6 protein-coding genes are annotated in these 22,999 nt (G+C 60.6%); all 6 read left to right on the top strand.

From position 1 onward, the window contains the following. The 6 genes from ACLIBF_RS06880 to ompC all read left to right on the top strand — a co-directional run bounded on the left by ACLIBF_RS06880 (window position 1) and on the right by ompC (window position 22,985). Window positions 1–13,977: a beta strand repeat-containing protein gene (locus ACLIBF_RS06880; protein WP_448309492.1), complete on the top strand. Its 13,977-nt coding sequence runs from the start codon at window positions 1–3 to the stop codon at window positions 13,975–13,977. Between the two features lie 359 nt (window positions 13,978–14,336). Continuing rightward, window positions 14,337–16,256 carry an Ig-like domain-containing protein gene (locus ACLIBF_RS06885; protein WP_279810011.1) on the top strand — a complete coding sequence of 640 codons (1,920 nt, stop codon included), beginning with the start codon at window positions 14,337–14,339 and terminating at the stop codon, window positions 16,254–16,256. 307 nt (window positions 16,257–16,563) lie between these two features. Continuing rightward, entirely contained in the window at window positions 16,564–17,919 is a 1,356-nt protein-coding gene (locus tag ACLIBF_RS06890; RefSeq protein ID WP_069728983.1) for a TolC family outer membrane protein, read from the top strand. Window positions 17,920–17,947: 28 nt separating this feature from the next. Continuing rightward, entirely contained in the window at window positions 17,948–20,107 is a 2,160-nt protein-coding gene (locus tag ACLIBF_RS06895; RefSeq protein WP_279810012.1) for a type I secretion system permease/ATPase, read from the top strand. Further along, window positions 20,104–21,273, top strand: a complete 1,170-nt coding sequence (locus ACLIBF_RS06900; RefSeq protein WP_031377246.1) for an HlyD family efflux transporter periplasmic adaptor subunit — start codon at window positions 20,104–20,106, stop codon at window positions 21,271–21,273. Before ACLIBF_RS06895 ends, ACLIBF_RS06900 begins: the two co-directional genes overlap by 4 nt. A gap of 599 nt (window positions 21,274–21,872) precedes the next feature. Continuing rightward, a complete protein-coding gene (gene ompC, locus ACLIBF_RS06905; protein WP_448309493.1) occupies window positions 21,873–22,985 on the top strand; it encodes a porin OmpC in 1,113 nt (370 codons plus the stop codon). Window positions 22,986–22,999: the final 14 nt, after the last annotated feature.

Here is a 22,999-nt window from a genome sequence, read left to right on the forward strand (position 1 = left end):
TTGAGCGGCGATGGCTTCCTCAACCAGCAGGAGGCTGGCAACGATCTGGTGATCTCCGGTTCAGCAGTTGGCGTCGCCGCAGGACAGTCGGTGCTGGTGGCCTTTAACGGCAGCACCTACAGCGGCGTGGTCGGCAGCAACGGATTCTGGAGCGTCACCGTTCCGGCCAGCGATCTGACCGATATTACTGACGGCGTCCAGGCAGTGTCGGTGACCGCCATCGATGCCAATAACACCCTGCTGACCGATTCGGCGCAGCTCAACGTGGTGGTCAGCAATCAGCCACAGATCACGCTTAACGACAGCGCGCTCACGGATGGCATTCTCAACCGCGTCGACGCCAGCAGCGATCTGGCGATCGGCGGCAGCACCGGCAAAGCGGCGGCGGGTCAACAGGTCGAACTGGAACTGAACGGTAAAACCTACAGTGCCACGGTCAATCCTGACGGCAGCTGGAGCCTGGCCGTGCCTGCCAGCGATCTCGCCCTGCTGCCACAGGGGAGCAACAGCCTCAATATCACGGTGATTGATGAAGCAGGCAACCGCGTTGGAGACACGCTGGACTTCAGCGTCGATACCCGGTTGCCGAACCTGATTGTGGCACCGGTGGCCGGTGGCGATGGCATTCTCAACAGCAGTGAAGTGGCGGCCGGGCTGCCGGTCAGCGGATCCGGCGCTGCGCCGGGGGAATTGGTTTCGGTCACGCTGAATGACCAGACTTACACCACCACCGTGGATGGCTCCGGCAACTGGACGGTGACCGTGCCGTCTGACGCGCTGCAGGCGCTGGCGGATGGCAGCAGCTACCGTCTTGACGTCAGCCTGACCGATGCCAGCGGCAATATCATTACGCAAACCCAGCCGCTGGCGGTCAGTACCCAGTTGCCTGAGGCAACGGTGGCGGCACCGGGCGGTGACGGTGTGCTCAGCAACGGTGATCTGACGCAGCCGCTGCTGTTCAGCGGTACCGGCACGGCGGGCGATACGGTGTCGGTGGTATTGAACGACAAAACCTACACCGCCACGGTGGATGGCAACGGTAACTGGACCGCGTCGGTGCCGGTGTCCGATCTCGGCGCACTCACTAACCAGACCTATCCGGTGAGCGTTACCGTCACCGATCCGGCCGGTAACAGCAGTGACCTCTCGACCGAACTGCGGGTAGCTACCGCGGTGCCAGCTTTAACCGTCAACCCACTCACCGATGATGGCGTGATTAACGTTGCCGATGCGCAGCAGCCGCTGAGCGTCAGCGGCAGCGGTGATGAAGGCGATATTATTCGCGTCTCGCTCAACGGCCAGACCTACAGCGCCGTGGTGGCGCAGGAGGGGACCTGGAGTATCACTGTTCCTGCTGCCGATCTGGCTCTGGTGCCGAACGGTGCCCAGGCAGTGACGGTGGTGGCCACCGACAGTGATGGCAACGTCAGCCAGACGACGGATTTAGTGACCTTTGCCACCACGCCACCGCTGCTCGAAGTCTCAACCCCAGCCAGCGACGGCTATATCAACATCGCTGAGCACAGTCAGGATCTGACCATCGATGGCCGTGGCGGCAGCGCAGGCGATGCGGTGTCGGTCGACTTTAACGGCACGGTTTATACCGCGACGGTCGATACCAGCGGCAGCTGGAGCGTCACGGTGCCGGCTGCGGTAATCAGCCAGCTGGCAGACGCTATCTATCCGGTTAACGTGTCGATCAGCGATACGTACGGCAACAGCAGCAGCGTGCTGTCGGATGTTACCGTGCTGGCGGCGACCCCGCCGGCGCTGACCATTGATCCGGTCACGGCGGATAATCAGGTCGATAGTGCCGAACAGCTGAGTGATATTCAGGTTACCGGCACCGTCACCGGCGTACCGGCCGGGCAGCCGGTAGTGCTGGCGATTAACGGTCAGTCTTACGATGGTGTGGTCCAGGCAAATGGCGTCTGGAGCGTCACGCTACCGGCCGGATCGCTGGGCGCGGCCGGGGAGAAAACCTTTACCGTGGCGATCCTCGATGTCGCCGGTAACCCGGCGCAGCCTGCCAGCGGACAGTTCACCGTCATCACCACTAACGCACCGCTGCTGTCGATTGCGCCAATCGCCGAGGATAATCAGCTCAACGCGATCGAAGCGCAGAGCGATCTGACCCTCAGCGGCAGTTCAACCAACCTGGCCGTCGGTAGCGTGGTCAGCGTTACGCTGGTGCCGGGCGGCACCGTTTACAGCGGTACCACCGACGAAACCGGGGCCTGGACGATCACCGTGCCAGCCGGCGATCTGGCTAATCTGGCACAGGGCACCACCACGGTAACCGTGACCTCAGGCGAGGTTTCCAGCAGCCAGACGCTGCTGGTCGCCACCACGCCGCTGACCGCACCGGTCATCAATACGCCGTTTACTGACAGCATACTCAACAGTGAAGAAGCCAGCGCGGCGCAAACCCTGACCGGCACCATGACGCCGGGCCAGGCGGTTAGCGTCAGCGTGGGCGGCAGCAGCTATCCGGCAACGGTGGCGGCGAATGGCGACTGGAGCGTGGTTCTGCCGCCGTCGGCGCTGCAAGCGCTGGCGCAGGGCAGCAATCCGATCACCGTCACTACCACCGATCTGGCCGGCAACAGTGCCAGCACCACGGTGCCGCTGACGGTCGATACCGGCACACCAACGCTGGTGGTTAATCCGATTGCCACCGATGGCATTATTAACGGCGCAGAAGCTGACGCCGATCTGCCGATCAGCGGCACCGTCGCCCCGGGCAGCAGCGTGAGCCTGCTGCTGAACGGCGTCCCCTACGATGCCATTGTTGCTGACGATGGCCGCTGGACCGCCACCGTACCCCGCGCCGATCTGCAGGCGCTGACCGATGGCCGCTACGATCTCAACGTCACGGTGACCAGCGCCGGTGGCAACAGCAATACCAGCGCCTTGCCGCTGACCGTCGATACTGCCGCACCGGACTTCAGCCTCAATTCACCGGCCGGTGACGGGGTGCTGAACGGCGCAGAACAGGCGGCGGGCATCAGCTTCAGCGGAACCGGCAGTGAAGGCGATCGGGTCAGCCTGACGCTGAACGGCGTGACCTATACCGGCACGGTCAATGCCGACGGTAACTGGTCACTGGACGTGCCGCCAGCCGCCCTGGCGGGCCTGACTAACGGCAGCAGCTATCCGGTAGTGGTGACCGTCAGCGACACGGCGGGCAACAGCAGCAGCCAGAGCAGCACGCTGAACGTTGCGACCGCTGCACCGTTGCTGGTGGTCGATCCGATCAGCGGCGATAACGCCCTGAGCGTCAATGATCTGACGCAGCCATTGGTGATCAGCGGCACCGGTCAGAATGGCGATCGGGTTACGGTTGAATTTAACGATACGCTCTACAGCACCACCGTCGGCGCCAACGGTCAGTGGACGTTGCAAATCGCGCCGGACAATCTCACCGGGCTGCCGTCTGGCAGCAACCCGGTAACCGTCACCGCCACCGACGCCAATGGCAACCAGACCAGTCAGACCATCGATCTGAATGTGGTGAACGCACCTGAACTCCAGCCAACGTTGACCGTAGACAGTGATGCCTTTGCCGGCGATGGCGTTGTCAGCGCTGCCGAACAGCTGCAGCCGATTACCCTGCGCGGCACCTCCACCAACGTGGAAGCAGGACAGCAGGTCACCGTCTCTCTCAATGGAAGCAACTACAGCGGCGTGGTCGAAGCCAGCGGCAGCTGGAGCATCGTGCTGCCGGCTGGGGCGCTGGCCGGTCTGGCGGAAGGCAGCCAGACCCTGAACGTCAGCGTGATCAATGCGGTCGGCAACACCAGCAGCAGCCCGCTTAACTTCAGCGTGGATAATACCCAGCCTTCCGTTGCACTGGCCCCGATCACTGGCGATAACTACCTCAACGCCAGTGAACTGACTGGCGATGTGCTGGTCAGCGGCAGCACCAGCGGTCTGCCACAAGGCAGCATCGTAGAGGTGACCGCGAATGGTACCACCGTCACCACCACCGTGGCGGCCGACGGTAGCTGGAACCTGACCTTACCGGCTGGCACATTGACTAATGTCGCCGACGGCCCGCTGACCGTGACCACCACCGTCACGAATGCCGACGGTACGCCACTGGCGACTACCGACACGGTGGTGACGGTGATCGCCACCGCGCTGCCGGTTGCCACCCCAGGCGACGCGTTCGGGGACGGGGTGCTTAATGGCGCGGAAGCGGCGACCAGCGGCACCATCACCGGCACGACCGGCGTCAGCGGCGATGGCCAGGTGGTCAGCGTGACGCTGGATGGCGTCAGCTACAGCGGCACGGTCGATCAGGCCGGCAACTGGCAGGTGACGATTCCGGCTGAAGTGCTGTCAGCGTTACCGCAGGGTGAAACACCGTATACCGTGGTGGTCAGCGATGTGGCCGGTAACAGCAGCCAGGCGGGCGGGACGGTTGCGGTTGATACGCTGCCTCCGCCGCTGAGCCTGAATACGCCGTCAGGTGGCATCATTAATGCCGCAGAGAGCCAGCAGCCGCTGGCGCTGACCGGCAGCAGCGAAGCCAATGCCCTGATCTTCGCCAGCTTCAACGGCAGCAGCGCCAGCACCACGGCGGACGCGAACGGCAACTGGAGTCTCGATCTGCCCGCCACTATCTACAGCGGGCTGGGCAACGGCAACTATCCGCTGACCGTTACCGCCAGCGATGCCGCCGGCAACAGCACCAGTAGTAACACCAGTCTGGCGCTGAAAGTCGATCCTGCCAGCCTGCCAACCCTGACGCTGGATACCTTTGCCGGCAACAACGTGGTGGATGGTGCAGAGCGGCTGACCGATCAGCGTCTCTCCGGCACCGTCAGCAACGTCGAGCCAGGGCAACTGGTGACCGTGACGCTGGACGGCAACGTCTACAGTGCCGCGGTGCAGGCCAGCGGCGCCTGGAGCCTGACCGTACCGGCGGGCGCGCTGAGTGCGCTTAATGACGGCAGTGCCAGCTTCACGGTGGCCGTCAGCGACGTGGCGGGCAACACCGCCACCAACACCCTGGCCTTCGACGTTAACAGCAACGCCTCCGGCCTGGCGCTCAATGCACTGAGTGGCGATAACTACCTGAATGCCCAGGAACTGGCTGAGCCGCTGATCGTAACCGGCAGCTCGGTCAATGTGCCGCAGGGTGGCACGGTGACGGTATTGCTTAACGATGTCAGCTACACCGCGCAGGTCGCGGCCAACGGCAACTGGAGTCTGATCGTACCGGCCAACGCGCTGGCCGATCTGGCGGATGGTGCTTACACCCTGACGGTGACCGCTACCGACAGCGGAGGCGCGACGCTCAGCAGCGCGGCGACGCTCAACGTACTGGCCACCAATCTGCCCGATCCGACCATCACCAGTCCGTTTGGTGACGGCACGCTCAACAGCAGCGACATCACCAGTGCGCAAACCCTCAGCGGGACCACCGGTGCCAGCGGAGACGGCCAGAGTGTCAGCGTGGTGCTGAACGGCAACACCTATACCACGACGGCCGACGACAATGGCAACTGGACGGTTTCTGTCCCGGCGGTCGCCCTGGCGGATCTGCCGGAACAGACCGTCGGCTACACCGTGACGGTACAGGATGCGGCAGGCAACACTGCCAGCACCGACGGCAGTGTCGTGGTGGATCGCACGCCACCGGTGTTAACCCTTGATGCGGTGGCGGGTGATGACATCATCAACATCGCCGAAAGTACGGCACCGGTTATCCTGAGCGGCAGCAGCGACGCCGGTGAAGGGCAGCTGGTTACCCTGACGCTGAATAACCAGGTCTGGACCACCACCGTCAACGGAGAGGGCAACTGGAGCCTGACGCTGCCGGCGGGCGCACTGACGGATATTCCGGCCGGTCTCTATACCGTCACCGTCACCGTGCGTGATACCGCGGGCAACCCGGTCACCGAAACGCGAGAGATCAATCTGGCGACCGCCTCGTTGTCGGTCAGCATTGACACGCCATTCGGCGATGGCTATCTGAGCCGCAATGAAGCTGACTCCAGCCAGACGCTGAGCGGTACCACCGGATTACTGGGCGCAGGCCAGACGGTGAGCGTGACGCTGGGCGGCGAGAGCTATTCAGCGGTGGTTGATGCCCAGGGCAACTGGACGGTGACCCTGACGCCAGCCCAGTTGCAGACCCTGAGCGACGGTATTAATACCCTGGAGGTCAACGTCAGTGATGCCGCAGGCAACAGTGGCTCACTCGCCAGCAGCGTCACGGTCGATTTCACCCCGCCAGCGCTGAACGTGAATGCGATTGGCGGCGACAACACCATCAACTCACTGGAGCTGTTGCAGGATGTGGCGGTCAGCGGTACCGCCTCGGTTGCTGATGCCGGACAGATTGTCACCGTCAGCTTCCAGAATGTGGATTACCAGACCCAGGTGCTGTCAGACGGCAGCTGGCAGGTGACGCTGCCCGCCAGCGTGCTGCAGGGGCTGACGGATGGCAGCTATCCGATCGGGGTCTCGCTGACCGATGCCGCAGGCAACCAGACCAGCATCAGCCAGACGCTGACCCGTGATGCCGACAGCGCGACGCTGCCGACCCTGACCATCGGGCCTGTCAGCGGTGATAACTACCTCAATCAGGCTGAAGCAGGGCAGGATCTGACCGTCAGCGGCACCAGCACCAACCTCGCCGAGGGGCAGGTGGTGACGGTCACGCTGAATAATATCGACTACAGTGGCACGGTCGCGGCCGGTGGCGGCTGGACGGTGACCGTACCGGCGGCCGATATCGCTACTCTGCCGGATGGTGAGCAGGCGCTGGTGGTGGTGTCCGCTGATGTCGCCGGTAACCCGGCCAGCAGCAGTACCAGTCTGGTGGTGGTCGCCAGCGATCAGGCCCAGCCGACGCTCAGCGTCAACGTGGTGGCCGGTGATGATGTGATCAACGCCACTGAAGCGACCGGCGACGTGGTGGTCAGCGGCACCAGCACCCAGCTGGCTGGTGGCACCGCGGTCACAGTCACTTTCAACGATGTCGATTACAGCGCTACGCTCGACGCGAACGGCAACTGGACGGTGACCGTGCCCGCGACGGCCTTCAACGGCCTGCCGGCAGATTCCACCCAGACCTTCAGCGTGCGCGCCAGCGATGTGGCCGGCAACCCGGCCACGGCAACCCATGATGTCACGGTCAATACCACCTTGCCGGTGGTGACGGACATTGCGCTCAGTGCCGGCAGCAGCCTGAACCTGGCGGAGTCGTTGCAGGATCTGACCATCACCGGTAACACCGCAGAAGGTCTGCCGGTGGCGGTCACCTTAAACAACGTCACCTACACCACCACCGCCGGAACGGGCGGGAACTGGTCGGTCACCATTCCGGCCGCCGATCTCCAGCAGTTAGCCGATGGCTCACAAACCATCAGCGTGACGGTAACCGACCCAGCAGGTAACGTCACCACCGATACCACTACCTCGCTGGATGTCGCCTTTAATACCCTGCCGACCATCAGCCTGGCGGCGCCGTTTAGCGACGGGCTGGTGAGCGCCGCCGATGCGGCCGGCGAGCTGTCGCTGAACGGCAGCAGCAGTGTGACCCCAGGCACCATTGTCACGATCCAGGTCGGTGAGCAGACCTTCAGCACCACCGTGGGCCAGGACGGGAACTGGTCGCTCTATCTGGCACCTGGCGCGCTGAGCAGTGAGCCAGACGGCCTGACCGAGGTGGTGGTCTCCACCGTTGATGCCGCCGGTAACCCGGCGCAGGCTACAGCCGGGATTGAAATTCTGCTGACGCCGCCGGTAACGCCAACCTTCGCCACCACGCTGTTTGGTGACAATGTGATCAACAGCAGCGAAGCGGCAACGGTGCAGGTTATCAGCGGTACCACCGCGGTCGGCGACGGCCAGTCTGTTAGCGTGACGATCGGAAACGACAACATTCCGTTGTCGGTCACGGTCGATGCAAATGGCAACTGGACCGCCAGCCTGCCACCAGAGGTGATCGCGAATCTGGGTCAGGGGGAACAGACCCTGACGGTGGTCACCACCGATCGAGCGGGTAACAGCACGGAAGCGACCCAGAGCTTTATCACCGCCACGACGCCGCTTGTTGCGCCTACGCTGGATACGCCATTCACTGATGGCCGTATCAACGCTGACGAGGCGGCGGCAGGCGGTGCACTGAGCGGCACCATCAACGTCACCAATCCGGCGTCGGTGCAGGTTACCGTTAATGGCACCGTCTATTCCGCCACCCTGAGCGACGGCGATAGCCGCTGGACGCTGGATCTGCCACCGGCGGTATTGCAGTCGCTGCCGGATGGTAACTGGCCGGTCACGGTGACGGTCACCGATGTTAACGGCAACAGCGCCAGCGTGGGCGGCAACGTGCTGGTCGCGGTGAATAACCTGCCGGACGTTACCCTTAATCTGCCGTTTGGCGACGGTGCGCTCAGTGCGGCTGATGCGGCAAGCGAGCAGGTGCTGAGCGGCTCGACCGGGCTTAGCGGGGCCGGACAGACGGTTAGCGTGCTAATCTCAGGTTTTAATGGCGATCAACCGCTGACCGCGACAGTACAGACCGATGGCAGCTGGTCGCTGACGCTGACGCCTGCGCAACTGGCGACTTTCAGCAGCGGCAGCCACACCATCACGGTCACCGCCAGCGATCTGGCCGGTAACACCGACAGCACGGCGCTCAACGTGGTGACCGAGGTCACAGCCCCGACCCCAACCTTTAACGACGGTGCATTTGGCGCTGACAGTGTGCTGAATATCAGTGAAGCGGCGGCGGGCGTTACGCTGACCGGCTCCACCGGTAGCATTGGTGATAATCAGGCCGTGAGCATCACCGTCGATCTGAACGGTTCGCGCTACAACGGCGCGGTGGATGGTGCAGGTAACTGGGTGGTAAACATTCCGGCCAACGCGCTGAGTTCACTGGGTGATGGCGCGCATACTCTGACGGTTAACGTGGTCGACGCGGCGGGTAACACCGGCACCACGGAGCTGGCCTTTACCGCCGATCTCACTGCACCGCAGCCGACCGTTGATGCTCAGTTCCTCGATGGCTACATCAATGCCGCCGATGTTGCAGCGGGCTTTACCCTGAGCGGCACCACCGGCGAAACCGGTGCTAGTCAGACGGTGCGGATCACCATGGGTGATGCGGTGTACAGCACGCTGGCCGATGCCAGTGGCAACTGGACGCTGCCGCTGAGCAACGCGGATCTCTCGGTGTTCACTGACGGTAGCTATCCGGTCACCGTGACGGCAACCGATGCGGCCGGTAACAGCAGCACCATCAGCAGTTCGCTGGTGGTTGATACCACGCCGCCGGTGCTGACTGTCGGCACCTTTGCCGGCGATGGCGCGCTCAGCTATAGCGAGAGCATCCAGCCGCAGCTGCTGAGCGGCATGGCTGCCGGTGCCGAACCGGGCACCGTGCTCAGCGTCTCGCTGGGCGCGACGGCGCTCGGAACGGCGGTGGTCGGCGCGAACGGCAGCTGGAGCCTGACCCTGACGCCAGAACAGATGGCCACCTTCAGCCAGCCGACGACGACCCTGGCGTTAAGCGTCAGCGACCTGGCGGGCAACACCACCAGCCAGGATCTGACCTTAAACGTCAATCTCACGCCACCTCCAGGACCGCTGGTGACGCTGGGTACTATTTCAGGCGATAACATCATCAGTACCGCCGATCAGGCGGGCGGGGTAGTGGTGAGCGGCACCTCGGCTAATCTTGGTGCGGGCGGCGCGGTCACGGTAGTGATTAATGACATCAACTATTCCACCACCCTGAACGCCAACGGTAGCTGGTCGACCGTCGCCCTGCCGGTCAGCGATTTCGGCAATGCTGACGGCAGCGTCGCCATTACGGTCATCGCTAACAATGGCACGACCTCGGTATCCACCAGCGGCAGCGTGCAGATCGATCTGACGCCACCGACCCTGACGCTCAACACCTTTGCTGGCGACAATCGGGTCAACGGCAGTGAAAGCGCCACCAGTCAGGTGATCAGCGGCACCGCCGACAGCGCCGAAGTCGGGCGCACGGTGGTCGTCACCTTCAATAACAAAAGCTATAACGCCATCGTACAGAGCAACGGCAGCTGGTCCACTACCGTACCGGCCAGCGACATGCAGGCGCTGCAGGATGGTGCTGCACCGGTGATTACGGCGCAACTGTCCGACGCGGCGGGCAACGTTACCACCGTCAATGAAACGGTGACGGTGGACAACACGGCACCGCTGATCCTGATTGACGCCTTCCTCGGTGACAACCTGATCAACGCGGCGGATCTGCTGCTCAGCCAGGTATTGACCGGCAGTGCCCAGGGCGCTGAAGGGCAAACCGTCAGTCTCTATCTCGGTGACGGCGCACCGATTGCCACGGCGGTGGTCGGTGCTGACGGCCGCTGGAGTCTCGATGTCGATCCACAGGTGCTGTCGAACCTGAATGATGGCGCGCTGGTGTTTGGCGTGCGGGTTAATGATGTCAGCGGTAACCAGACTGACGCCACTCTGACCGTGAATAAACTGGTCAACAGCGCGCTAACCCTGGTGGTCGATTCGGTCTTCGGCGACGGAACGCTGAGCGCCATCGATACCACGGTGGCACAAACCATCAGCGGCGTGGCCACCTCGGCAGGGGTTGGCGCGACGGTCTCGGTAGTGCTGGGCGGAACCACGCTGTCAGCCGCCGTGGGCCAGGATGGTAAGTGGGCGATTGTGGTACCGCCTTCCGTACTGGGGCTGCTGAGTGATGGCGATCTGGCGCTGAACGTCACCCTGACCGATGCGGCCGGTAACGTCCGTAGCGTCCCGGAAACCGTGACGGCGATTGTCAATGCCGTGCCGGTCGTTGGTACCCTGACCGGGCTGTTTGGTGGCGATAATCTTCTTAACATTGCTGAAGCGGCAACCGGTCAGGTGGTCGGCGGGGTGATTCAGAACGCCGCCGCCGGTTCACAGGTCACCGTCACCTTTGGCAGCCATACCTACACCACCACGGTGCAGGCGGGCGGCACATGGAGCGTTAACCTGCCGGGCGGCGATCTTAGTTCACTGCTGGATGGCAACCTGACGCTGGGCGTGAGCGTCACCGATCGGGCCGGTAACGTCGCTTCTAACAGCGCGACCATCGGCATCTTCACCCAGACCCCGTCGATCAGCCTGACCTCACTGTTTGGTGATGGCGTGCTGAACCTGGCGGACATCGCCACCGGCCAGGTGATCAGCGGTGTGGTCAATAATGTGGCGCAGGGATCGGTGGTGACGCTGAACATTGGCAGTAGCCAGCTCACCACCACGGTCGGCGCAGGCGGTGCCTTCACGGCGACGGTCACGCCGGATATTCTGGGCACGCTGGCGCAGGGCAACCTGACGGTCGGTGCCTCGGTCACCGATCCGGCAGGCAATACCGCCAGCACCAGTGCCGGGATCCGGGTCGATACGCTGCTGCCCACCATCACCGTTAATCCGCTGTTTGGCGACGGCCTGCTTAACGTGGCGGATGCGCTGGTCACCCAGGTGATCGGCGGCGTGGTTGGCGGGGCAGAACCGGGCTCGCGTGTGGTGGTCTCTGTCGGATCGCAGCAGTTCATCACCACCACCGATGCCAGTGGCAACTTCAACGTTTCGCTGACGCCAACGCTGTTGCAGGGCATTACCGATGGCAATCTCACCGTCGGCGTCAGCGTTACAGACAGCGCGGGCAACACCAGCAGCACCTCGGCGGGCGCGCTGGTCGGCATTCACAACCTGCCGAAAGTGACGCTTAACCCGCTGTTTGGTGACGGCGTGCTGAACCTGGCAGAATCGCTGGTGACGCAGACCATCAGCGGTACGGTATCAGGCGTGGCGGCGGGCAGCAGCGTCCGGCTGGCGATTGGCAATACCACCGCCACCGCGCTGGTTAACCCGGATGGCACCTTCTCTGCCACTGTATCGCCTGCCATTCTTTCGACGCTGCTGAGCGGCAACTTCACGGTCAGCGCCTCGGTCACCGATCCGGTGGGCAACACCAGCAGCACCAGTGCCGGTGTCTCGCTGGGGCTGATTCAGCCGACGCTGTCGGTGAACACGGTGTTTGGCGATGGCGTGCTGAGCGCAGCGGATCTGGCCTCCAATCAGACCATCAGCGGCAGCTCAAGCCTGGCGGCCGGATCAACCGTCAGCGCCACGCTGAACGGGCTGACCTACACCACTAAAGTGGTGAGCGGCGGTAGCTGGAGTATCAGCGTTCCGAAAGCGGATCTGGCGGCAATCACCGACGGCAGCAAAACCGTCAGCGTGACCGGCACCGACGCCTATGGCAACGTGGCGAACAGCAGCGGTGCGCTGAGCGTGATTGCGCATACTGCGCCGACGGTCGCCATCACCTCACTGTTTGGTGACAATGCGCTGAGCGCAGTGGATGTCAAAACGGCGCAAACCATTAGCGGCAGTACCACCAATGCGGAAGGATCGGTGGTGCGCGTGGCGCTGGGCGGACAGACCTACAGCACCACGGTGAACAGCAACGGTAACTGGAGCCTGTCGATTCCGGCGGCCAGCCTGGCGGCAATTGCCGATGGTCAGTACACCGTCACCGCCAGCGTCACCAATGGCGCGGGCAGCAGCGGCAGCGGCTCGGCCGCACTCGGCGTAGTCAGTCACACCACGCCGACGGTCAGTCTGGGCAGCTATTTTGGCGGTGACGGTTACCTGAATATTGCCGAAGCCAATACCGCCGAAACCATCAGCGGCACCAGCACCAATGCCGCCGGCGGCACGGTAACGGTTAACCTCGCGGGCAATATCCTCACCACCACCATTGGCGCGAATGGGGCATGGAGCATCAGCGTACCGTCAGCCACCCTGAAAGGGATCTCTGATGGCAGTCATCCGCTGACCGTAACGGTGGCTGATATTGGCGGCAATACCGTCACCAGCAGCAGCTCCTTTACCGCACTGTCACACAATTCACCGCTGGTGGGCGCCGATCCGGTGCTCAGCATCGTGACGTCGTTGCTGACCGGACTGACGGTGCAGGGCGGCTCGCTGAATGCGGCGCAGGGATCGAAAGTCAGCGTCACGCTGCTGCTCGCCAACGGCAGCAACGGACCGACGATCAATACCACCACCGATGCGCTGGGGCGTTACTCCGCTAACTTCGCGCCGTCGTTGTTGTCGGTTGGCGGCCTGCTGCTGTCGCTGGGTACGCTGGCAAAAATCACCATCACTGATGTGGCAGGCAACAGCTATTCGACCACCAATACTCTGCTGTTAGGGTCATTGTTGCCGATTACGACTGCCGCCACCGAATCGGTGGCACTGTTCCCGGTGGCCGATGACAGCGCCACGGTGGCCAGTGCCGGCGGTGAAACGCAGCACAACACCAGCAGCAGTGAGGAAAACGTCACCCATGCTGCGGTGGTCTCGACCCTGACCACCGACGCGGATATCACCGCGCCGGCCAGCAGCAGTGAAAGCGCTTCCGCACCGGAAACCGTTGCCGCCGCTGCGCCAGCCGGGGAGGCCAGCTACACCATTGGTGGCGTGGTGATCACGCTGGCTGATGGCAGCACGGTGGAAGGTGCAGCGGTTACCGGCAGCAGTGGGGCTGATACCGTGACGGTCAGTGATCTCAACTTTACGCACATCGATGGCGGCGCAGGCACCGATACGCTGGTGCTGAACGGGGAGCATCTGAATCTGGATCTCACCTCGCTGGGTCTGAAAGTCGAGCACATTGAAGTACTCGACCTCGGTAAAACCGGGACGAACTCGGTGAAACTCGATCTGAATGAAGCTCTGAGCATTACCGACCAGCAAAGTGATGATTTGATCATCAAGGGTGCCGATGGCAGCCAGGTGACGCTGGCGAACAGCAATGGCGGCATCTGGGCGGTAACCGGCGAGCGTACCGTGCAGGGGCAAACCTTCGAGGTTTATCACAATTCGGCGCTGACCAGCGATAACACGCTGGGCGATGTGCTGGTGCAACATAACCTGCAGGTGCATATCGTGTAGTGCGGCTAAAATATCAGTAAACCTGATGGAATCAGCGGGTGTGTGAGCGCCCGCTGATTTTTTATTTTCCGGCCGTGATAATTCCATTTTCAAGATTTTCGCCACTATTCATCAGCAGGGTGAAAGATTAGGGTAGGGGCAGCAAACGGCGCCACGCCGGTTAATGCAGAAAATCTGACATCTAAAATTTTTAGCGGCTTTTTTAGCAGCTTATTCATTAATCCTTGTTACCTGCGGGTAACCGGTTCCGACCAGCGGAAACGGGCAGCTTACGCTTGCCTGACATAACTGCGCCAACCTTAACGATCAGTTTATCTGATGGTTTGCGCCTGCGTTTCTGTTCTGAATTGAGGTTACCTATGTCCCAGCGTGATACGTTTCGTGCCGTCCGGCTCGAATCCATTTTTCAGGCGGCGGTGAGTGAATTTGCCGTTCCCGATAACACCGCGCGCAGCCTGGCCCCGGCAGTGACGTCCACCATCGCAACGCCGTCTGCCGATCTCTTCACCGACAGCGCGCTCAGTCCGGCGATTGGGCTGACGACGCTGGCGGTTACCGCGGCCGCAGATACTCAGCCGCCCGCCGCGCTGCGGCCGTATGAACCGATCGCCAGCGATGGGGTGATCGCCAACTGGGAAGTGCAAAACCCGGTCCATCTGCGTGGTCAGGCGGTGGGGGAGGCGGGATCAACCGTCACCCTGACCTTCAACGATCAGAGCTGGCAGAGCACCGTCAATCAGTGGGGCTACTGGAACGCCTCGATGCCCGCCGAGGTGCTGAACGGACTGCCGGACGGCAATCACACCCTGACGCTGACCATCACCGATAAAGCCGGTAACAGCACCGACACCACGGTCGATTTTGGTCTCTACGCCGACCGCAGCCTTAAGCCGACTCTGACGGTGGACACCATCAGCGGCGATAACGCGGTTAACATTGAGGAGAGCGTGTATGGCGTCGACATCAGCGGCAGCGGCACCCATCTGCCTGCTGGCTCACGGGTAAATCTGACGCTGGGCAGCATCACCACCACGGCGATTGTTGGCGGCGACGGCAAATGGACCGGCACCTTTCACGAGAGCGATCTCAAAGCGCAGCAGGATGGCGTCTACAGTCTGATGGTTAATGCGGTTGATCCGAATGGCAACACCACCACTGAATCTCACCCGCTGACGCTGATCACCCACCTGAGCAGCCTGCCGCAGATTAGCTTTGATAAGGTGACGGCGGATGATGTGATCAATCTGGCGGAAACCCAGCAGGATTTACTGCTGAGCGGCACGCTGTCGACCGTGATGCCAGGCCATCGGCTGGTGATCACCGGTGCCAACGAGAAAGATTATGCCGCCACGCTGAGTGAGGATGGACACTGGCAGGTGGTGATCCCGGCGGCGGATGTGCAGGCTTTTATTAATATCGGCGAGATCCGCGCCTGGTCGATTGACGGTGCCAACAACTATACCGACGCCAGCCATGAGCTGAATATCAAAACCGGCTTTATCCCGATCTATGTCGAAATGGATATCGGCGGCGATATGATCCTCAACTATCAGGAAGCGCAGCACGATCTCAGCCTCTATGTTGAGGGCGCTAACGAGCTGGTGATCAATGGCAAAACCTACCAGCCGGACGCGAAGGGGATGGTGACCCTGAGCGCCAGCGATCTGCAGGCGCTGCCGGAGGGACCGGTCGCCGTCACCTATCATCGCTGGGATGAGTATGGCAACAGCGACACCCAGACCAACAGCAGCCTGTTCACCGTGGCTACTCATCAGCGTCCGACCCTGACGCTGGATACGCCGTTCGACGACAACGTGATTGACGCTGCGGATGTTAACAGCTGGCATCTGATTCAGGGCAGTTCGACCCACCTTGAGCCAGGCAGCCTGGTGCAGTTAACCCTCGGCGATCAGCACTACAGCGCCAGCGTGAAAGCAGACGGCGGCTGGGCGCTGACCATCCTGGCCGGACAGCTGGCGCCGCTGGATGATGGTGAATATCAGATGACGGTGAGCGCCAAAGACAGCGCCGGCAATCTGGCCAGTGCCAGCCAGACCGTGACGGTGGCCTCACATACTGACGCTGCTGCCACGCTGAATCTGCTGTCGGTCGATCAGCTACTGGATAACCTCAGCCCGACAGCGGCAGCCGAAACGCTGCCGGCGGCGAAGGCGTCTGCCGCTGTTGCTGCGCCGCACGACAGCAATCTGGTGACCGATTCCCCTTACACGCTCGCCGACCACTTATGGCAACACCCCGCCGTTCATCCGCTAGTCTGACCTGAAACACATTAGTTAACGTACTGCCTTCCGGACGGGTTTGTTAAGCCCGTCTGGATTGGCAGGCGTAACATCATCGATTAAATTTTGCGCGATTGAGAAAATAATTAATTATTTCATCGATATTTAGCAGGAAGAAGCGCGGGATATGATCTAATAATGTTAAAGGTCGTTTAGCGTCTGGCTTACGAACCATAAATTAATTGACGCAGTCCGACGAGGCGAAAGCCCGCAACGGCGCACCGTTTTGCACTCTTTGTTCACCGGGAAAACACCATGCTGCTAAGAACCCCTGTTGGTAAACATAATGAACAAAGTGCGATTGACCTTTTTGTTATGCGCCCTGAATGGCGTAGTGTTGCCTGCGGCCATTGCCGCCCCCTTGCCCAAAGCTGAATTTAACTGGCGTGCCGCCCCCAGCGAAGAACAGATAGCCACCTTAACGCTGCGTGACGCCATTCTCCGCGCCTTCGCCCGTAATCCGAAAATCTCGCAAGCGGCGGCTCAAATCCACGTTGGCGAAGGCGATCTCGACGCCGCCAAAAGTGCCTGGTATCCGCAGATTTCCCTACAGGGCGCGGCAGGCCGATCGCATCAGACCGATTCCGCCGGCAGCCTGAATAACAATGGCTCCGGCGGCATTATGCTCAGCCAGCTCCTGTACGATTTTGGCCGCACCGGCGGTGCTATCGACGAGCAGCACGCCTTGTCAGAGGCCTACCTGTTTGGCCTGTTCGACTCAATGACCACCGTGGCAGAAGATACGCTGCAGGCCTATCTCGAAGTCAAACGTTATCAGGCGCTGGCGGAAACTGCCCACACCAATATCGCCTCACTGGAGCGGGTACGTGATATCGCCCGCCTGCGCGCCGACGCCGGACTCAACTCGCAGTCGGACGTGTTACAGGCGGAAACCCGTATCGCCGCGATGCACGCCACGCTGGAGCAGTATCGGGCGCAGCTGCGTTCAGCCAAAGCCCAGCTGACGGTGCTGACCGGCGTGGTGCCGGCGGCCCTGCCTGAACTGCCGCAGGCGTTACTCAATCAGCAGATCACCCTCGATAAAATCGCTTACGCCAACAGCGCCGCGGTGCGCAGCGCCCAGGCGAAGCAGGAAGCCGCGCGCGAGCGGGTGCGTCAGGCGCAGTCCGGCCACTGGCCAACTATCAAAGTTCAGGCTGGCCGGACCCGCTACGAAAACGATCGCCAGTCTTACTGGGACGATGAGGTCCAGCTGCAGGTTGAAGCGCCGCTCTACCAGGGCGGCATGGTCAATGCTAAAACCCAGTCCGCCGAGGGCGATCGTGAAGCGGCGCAGGCGGCGGTTCAGCAGGCCAAACTCACTATCAATCAGAATGCCTCCACCGCCTATGCCGACATGATTGGCGCGCAGCAACGCCAGGCAGCCGGTGAAGTGCAGCTGGAAAGCGCCGACCATACCCGCAATGTCTATGCCGATGAGTACCGGCTCAGTAAGCGCAGCCTGAACGATCTGCTGAGCGTGGAACAGGATGTGTTTCAGGCGGACAGTTCACGCATCACCGCGCTTTACGATGGCTGGGATGCCACCGTGCGCTATGCCGCTGCGGTCGACAATCTGCTCGATATCCTGGGTATCGATCGTCAGCGCAGCAGCGGCGATCTCCTTCCTTCGCTGCAATAGCGAGCTTTCGCATTAAAAGGCATTAACTATGAGCGCACAAAACCTGAATACCGATAACTGGATTGCCGCCATGCTGCGCGTGGCTGCGCGGTTCGGTAAACCTGCCGACGGCAAAACACTGCGCCAGCAGATGCGTTGGTTTGAACATCTGCCGGTGGCGCAGCAGCTGGAACGGCTCTCCGGGCTGCTCGGGCTGCATCTGACCATGGTGCCGCAAAATAAGCTGCGCTGGCGTCAGGAGATCACCCCGGTAGTGCTGGTACTGGAAAACAGCAGCGTGGCGGTACTGGAAGGAATCGACCCGGACGGCAGCGCACGCTACTGGCTAAGCGAAGGCGGCGACGTGGTGCGTGAAGGCGCGCTGTCTGAACTGCTGGCCCGCGCACAGGGCGAGGTCGGGGTGATTGGCGTCGCAGCGCGCGGCCGCGATGCGCGCATCGATGAATTCGTCCAGCCGTATGAACCGCACTGGTTCTGGAAGAACTTTCGCGGCATGGGCCGGCGCATCACCGAGATTTCGCTGGCGTCGGTGATCAGCAACGTGCTGGCGCTGGCCGGCATTCTGTTCTCAATGCAGGTCTACGATCGGGTGATCCCGGCGCAGTCGCAGGCCACGCTGTGGGTGCTGTTTGTCGGGGTGCTGATCGCGGCGGCGATTGAGTATCTGATCCGCCTGATGCGTACCCAGGTCTCCGACTTAATGGGCAAGCGCATCGACCTGAAAGTCTCTGCCATGCTGTTCGCCCGGGCGATGAGCATTCGCAATGAAGCACGACCCAAATCGACCGGTTCGTTCATTTCGCAGCTGCGTGAAATCGATCAGGTACGTGAACTGCTGACCTCCACCACGGTGGGTGCGGCCGCCGATCTGCCGTTTGTTATCCTGTTCCTGATCATCATGTCATTTATCGGCGGCTGGCTGGTGCTGATTCCGCTGGCGGCGATACCGCTGATCGTGATCCCTGGCATGCTGGTGCAGATCCCGATGGCGCGGCTGGCGAAGGAGGGGCTGCGCGAAGGGGCGCTGCGTAATGCGGTGCTGGTGGAAACCATTGAAGGTATTGAAGATATTAAAGCGCTGCAGGCGGAACCCTATTTCCAGCGCCAGTGGGAACAGACCCATGAGGTCAGCGCCGCTATCAGTAATCAGCAACGCTTATGGGGCGCCCGGCTGACCGGCTGGGCCGCCACGGTGCAGCAGCTCACCTATGCCGGCATGCTGGTGTTCGGCGTCTATCTGGTTCTCGATTCGCAAATCACCACCGGCACTCTGGTCGCCTGTAGTCTGCTGTCGTCACGCACCATCGCGCCGCTGATGCAGCTCACCATGGTCTTTTCCCGCTGGCAGCATGCCAAAATGGCGATGAAAGGGCTGGATGAGCTGCTGAAGAAGCCGCTCGATCAGCCCGACGCGGCGACCCTGGCGCACTGTCCGACGCTGACCGGCCAGTACGATCTGCGTAACGTGCATTACAGCTACGACGAAGAGAATGAAAAGAACGTCCTCAACGTGCAGCAGTTGCAGATCAAACCGGGCGAGAAGATTGCCATTCTGGGTAAAGTCGGTGCCGGAAAATCAACCCTGCTCAAAATTCTCGCCGGTCAGGCGATGGCGAGCCAGGGCAAGGTGATTGTTGATGGCGTGGATATTGAACGCATCGATCCGATCGATCTCCGCCGCCAGCTCGGCTGGTTGTCACACGATTCGCGACTGTTTTTTGGCACGCTGCGGCAAAACCTGATGCTGGGCAATCCGCACGCCAGCGAACAGGAGATGTTACAGGCGCTGCGCATCAGCGGCGCGCTATCGCTGGTACAGCAGGATGCGGCCAGTCTGGATCGTATTATTAATGAAGGCGGGCGCGGCCTGTCCGGCGGGCAACGTCAGATGGTGATGCTGAGCCGGATGATCCTGCGTCAGCCGCAGGTGGTGTTGCTGGATGAGCCGACCGCCGCCATGGATGAGCAGCTGGAAGAGCATGTGATCCGTCAGCTTCAGGGCTGGATCAGTGGGCGCACCCTGATACTGGTCACGCACCGTCCGGCGCTGCTGAAGATGGTCGACCGCATTGTGGTGATGGATAACGGCCGGATTGTGGCCGATGGGTCGCGTGACGAGATTCTGCGCCGCGCCACGACTCCGGCCGCCCAACCGGCGGCAGGGCCGAATAAAGGAGATGCTGCATGAGCCTGGTGATGATTGATAAAGATCTGGCGCGCCATGAACGCCGTACGTCCGCCATTATCTGGCTTTGCACGGCAGCGCTGGCGATATTCCTGATCTGGGCGCACTTCGCCATTCTGGATGAGGTAACCGTCGGCACCGGCAAAGTGACCCCTTCCAGCCGCGCACAGGTTATTGACAGCCTGGATGGCGGCATCGTCAAACAGCTCAACGTGCATGAAGGCGATATTGTCGAGAAAGGGCAGATACTAGCGACGCTGGATCCAACCCGCTTCCAGTCCAACTTCGGTGAAGCGCAGGCTAAAGTGCGCACCCTGCGCGCCTCCTCGGAGCGGCTGGATGCGGAGCTGTCAGGCACGCCGCTGCAGTTCAGCGCGGAAACCCTGAAGGAGCCGCAGCTGGTGACGCGGGAAAGGCAGCTGTATGAATCCCGGCGGCGCAACCTGACGGAAACCATCAGCAACCTGCAGCAGTCGCTGAAGCTGGTGCAGGATGAGCTGCGCCTGACCGAGCCTCTGGTCGCTAAAGGCGCGGCCGGTCAGGTCGAGGTGATCCGTTTGCGTCGCCAGGTCAGCGACCTGCGCGGCAAAATTGACGAGGCGCGCAATGACTATCTGGTGCGCGCCCACGAAGAGCAGGTGAAAAACAATGCTGAACTCGATGCGCAGCTGCAGGTGGCGGCGGGGAAAGAGGACCAGCTGACGCGCGCCACGCTCTATTCGCCGGTGCGCGGCATCGTTAAGGATATTCAGGTGACCACGGTGGGCGGGGTACTGGAGCCGGGCGGCAAGCTGATGGAGATTGTGCCGCTGGAAGATCAGCTGCTGATTGAAACCCGCATTAATCCGCGCGATATCGCTTACATCCGTCCCGGCCTGGCGGCAATCGTCAAAATCACCGCCTACGACTCCTCTATCTATGGCGATCTGCCGGGTGAGGTCGAAATCGTCTCGCCGGATACGCTGCAGGATGAGGTTAAGCGGGATCAATACTACTACCGGGTCTATGTTCGCACCCAAAAAGCGGAACTGACGAACCGTGCCGGCCGTAAATTCCCGATCGTGCCCGGTATGGTGGCCAATGTTGAAATTAAGACGGGTCAGAAATCGGTGATGGATTACCTGCTTAAGCCGCTGAATAAAGTTAAAGAATCAATGCGCGAACGCTAAAATCACGGTCCGGATATTATCGCAGTGTGCTTAGTTACGGTGATAAATTAAGTGGGCGGATATATCGCCAGATAAGCGGCAGGCAGTGCGGAAATTAACCTTCTGTGCGGCAAAATAATAAAGTTAATTAATCGCCGGAAACCATGTTTACATAAAACGAATCGCAACGGCGGATCGCAGGCAAAAAAAATGCCGGACAAACATGTCCGGCGGGAAATTAGGGTAAACATCTCATTCGGGGTGAATGAAGGGAATAATGAAATAAATGATGATAGCGGGATCTATTGTATTACCTGATGACGCATAAGTTTTATCATTCAGTGCTTCAGAGCATTCCGATGTAACGTGTTGATAACAAACGAGGCGAAATTCGATTGGCTTTTTGTGCCATATTTTTTATCGATATGTGCTGGTTATTAGTTCCCCAAAACTTACATTCAGAAATAACTGTTTCGAACTATGAAACAGTTTTGGAAATTTAGTAGCATTTTCGTGATGGATTATTGCCCGTTATAAAACAACAATGGCTTGCCGGCTGAATTTTTAATCATTCAGTTCGCAGTGGCAAATAATAAAGGCACATTACAGAGGGTAATAAAATGAAACGTCGCGTTCTCTCCCTGATGATCCCTGCGTTGCTGGTCGCAGCAGGATCAGCAAACGCAGCTGAAATCTACAATAAAGACGGCAACAAATTAGACCTGTTTGGTAAAGTCGATGGTCTGCACTACTTCTCTGATAACGATGGTTCTGATGGCGATCAGTCTTACGTCCGCTTTGGCTTTAAAGGCGAAACCGAAGTCAGCGATCAGCTGACCGGTTACGGCCAGTGGGAGTATCAGGCGGCGCTGAACAATGCAGAATCTGAAGGTACAGCTGACAGCTATACCCGCGTCGGCTTTGCCGGTGTGAAGTTTGGCGATGCAGGTTCATTCGATTACGGTCGTAACTACGGCGTAGCCTATGACATCGGCGCATGGACCGACGTGCTGCCAGAGTTCGGTGGTGATACCTATGGCTCGGATAACTTTATGTTCCAGCGCGGCAACGGTATGGCGACCTACCGCAACAGCAACTTCTTCGGCCTGGTCGATGGCTGGAACTTTGCGGTGCAGTATCAGGGCAAAAACGGCAATGGTGATGAGTCACCAAACGGTCGTGATGTGCTGGGCCAGAACGGTGACGGCTGGGGTCTGAGCGCCACTTACGATCTCGGTTCCGGTTTTGGTATCGGTGCGTCGGCTTTCCAGTCTGACCGTACCAACGATCAGAACGGCAACCAGGCGGGTATCCTCGGTCGTGGCGACAAAGCAGAAGCCTACACCGGCGGTCTGAAATACGATGCCAACAACATCTATCTGGCAGCGATGTACACCAAGTCTTACAACGCAACCCGCTTCGGTAGCAGCGATTCGCCGGTGTTTGGTTATGCGGATAAAGCGGAAAACTGGGAGCTGGTGGCACAGTATCAGTTCGACTTCGGCCTGCGTCCATCACTGGCGTATGTCACCTCACGCGGCACCGATGTGCAGGGCTGGGGTAAACAAAACCTGAAGAAATACATTGATGTAGGCGCGACTTACTACTTCAACAAAAACATGTCCACCTATGTGGATTACCAAATCAACCTGCTGGATGACAACGAGTTCACCGACCAGGCCGGTATTAATACCGACGACGTGGTGGCACTGGGTCTGGTTTACCAGTTCTGATTTGTGCAGGTGCG

Source organism: Pantoea sp. PGP6 (assembly GCF_053474785.1).

What these genes read in the sequence shown, in the direction of transcription:
- ACLIBF_RS06885 (WP_279810011.1), top strand. Translation starts at nt 14,337, where the DNA reads ATGTCCCAGCGTGATACGTTTCGTGCCGTCCGGCTCGAATCCATTTTT.
- ompC (WP_448309493.1), top strand. Translation starts at nt 21,873, where the DNA reads ATGAAACGTCGCGTTCTCTCCCTGATGATCCCTGCGTTGCTGGTCGCA.
- ACLIBF_RS06900 (WP_031377246.1), top strand. Translation starts at nt 20,104, where the DNA reads ATGAGCCTGGTGATGATTGATAAAGATCTGGCGCGCCATGAACGCCGT.
- ACLIBF_RS06895 (WP_279810012.1), top strand. Translation starts at nt 17,948, where the DNA reads ATGAGCGCACAAAACCTGAATACCGATAACTGGATTGCCGCCATGCTG.
- ACLIBF_RS06890 (WP_069728983.1), top strand. Translation starts at nt 16,564, where the DNA reads ATGAACAAAGTGCGATTGACCTTTTTGTTATGCGCCCTGAATGGCGTA.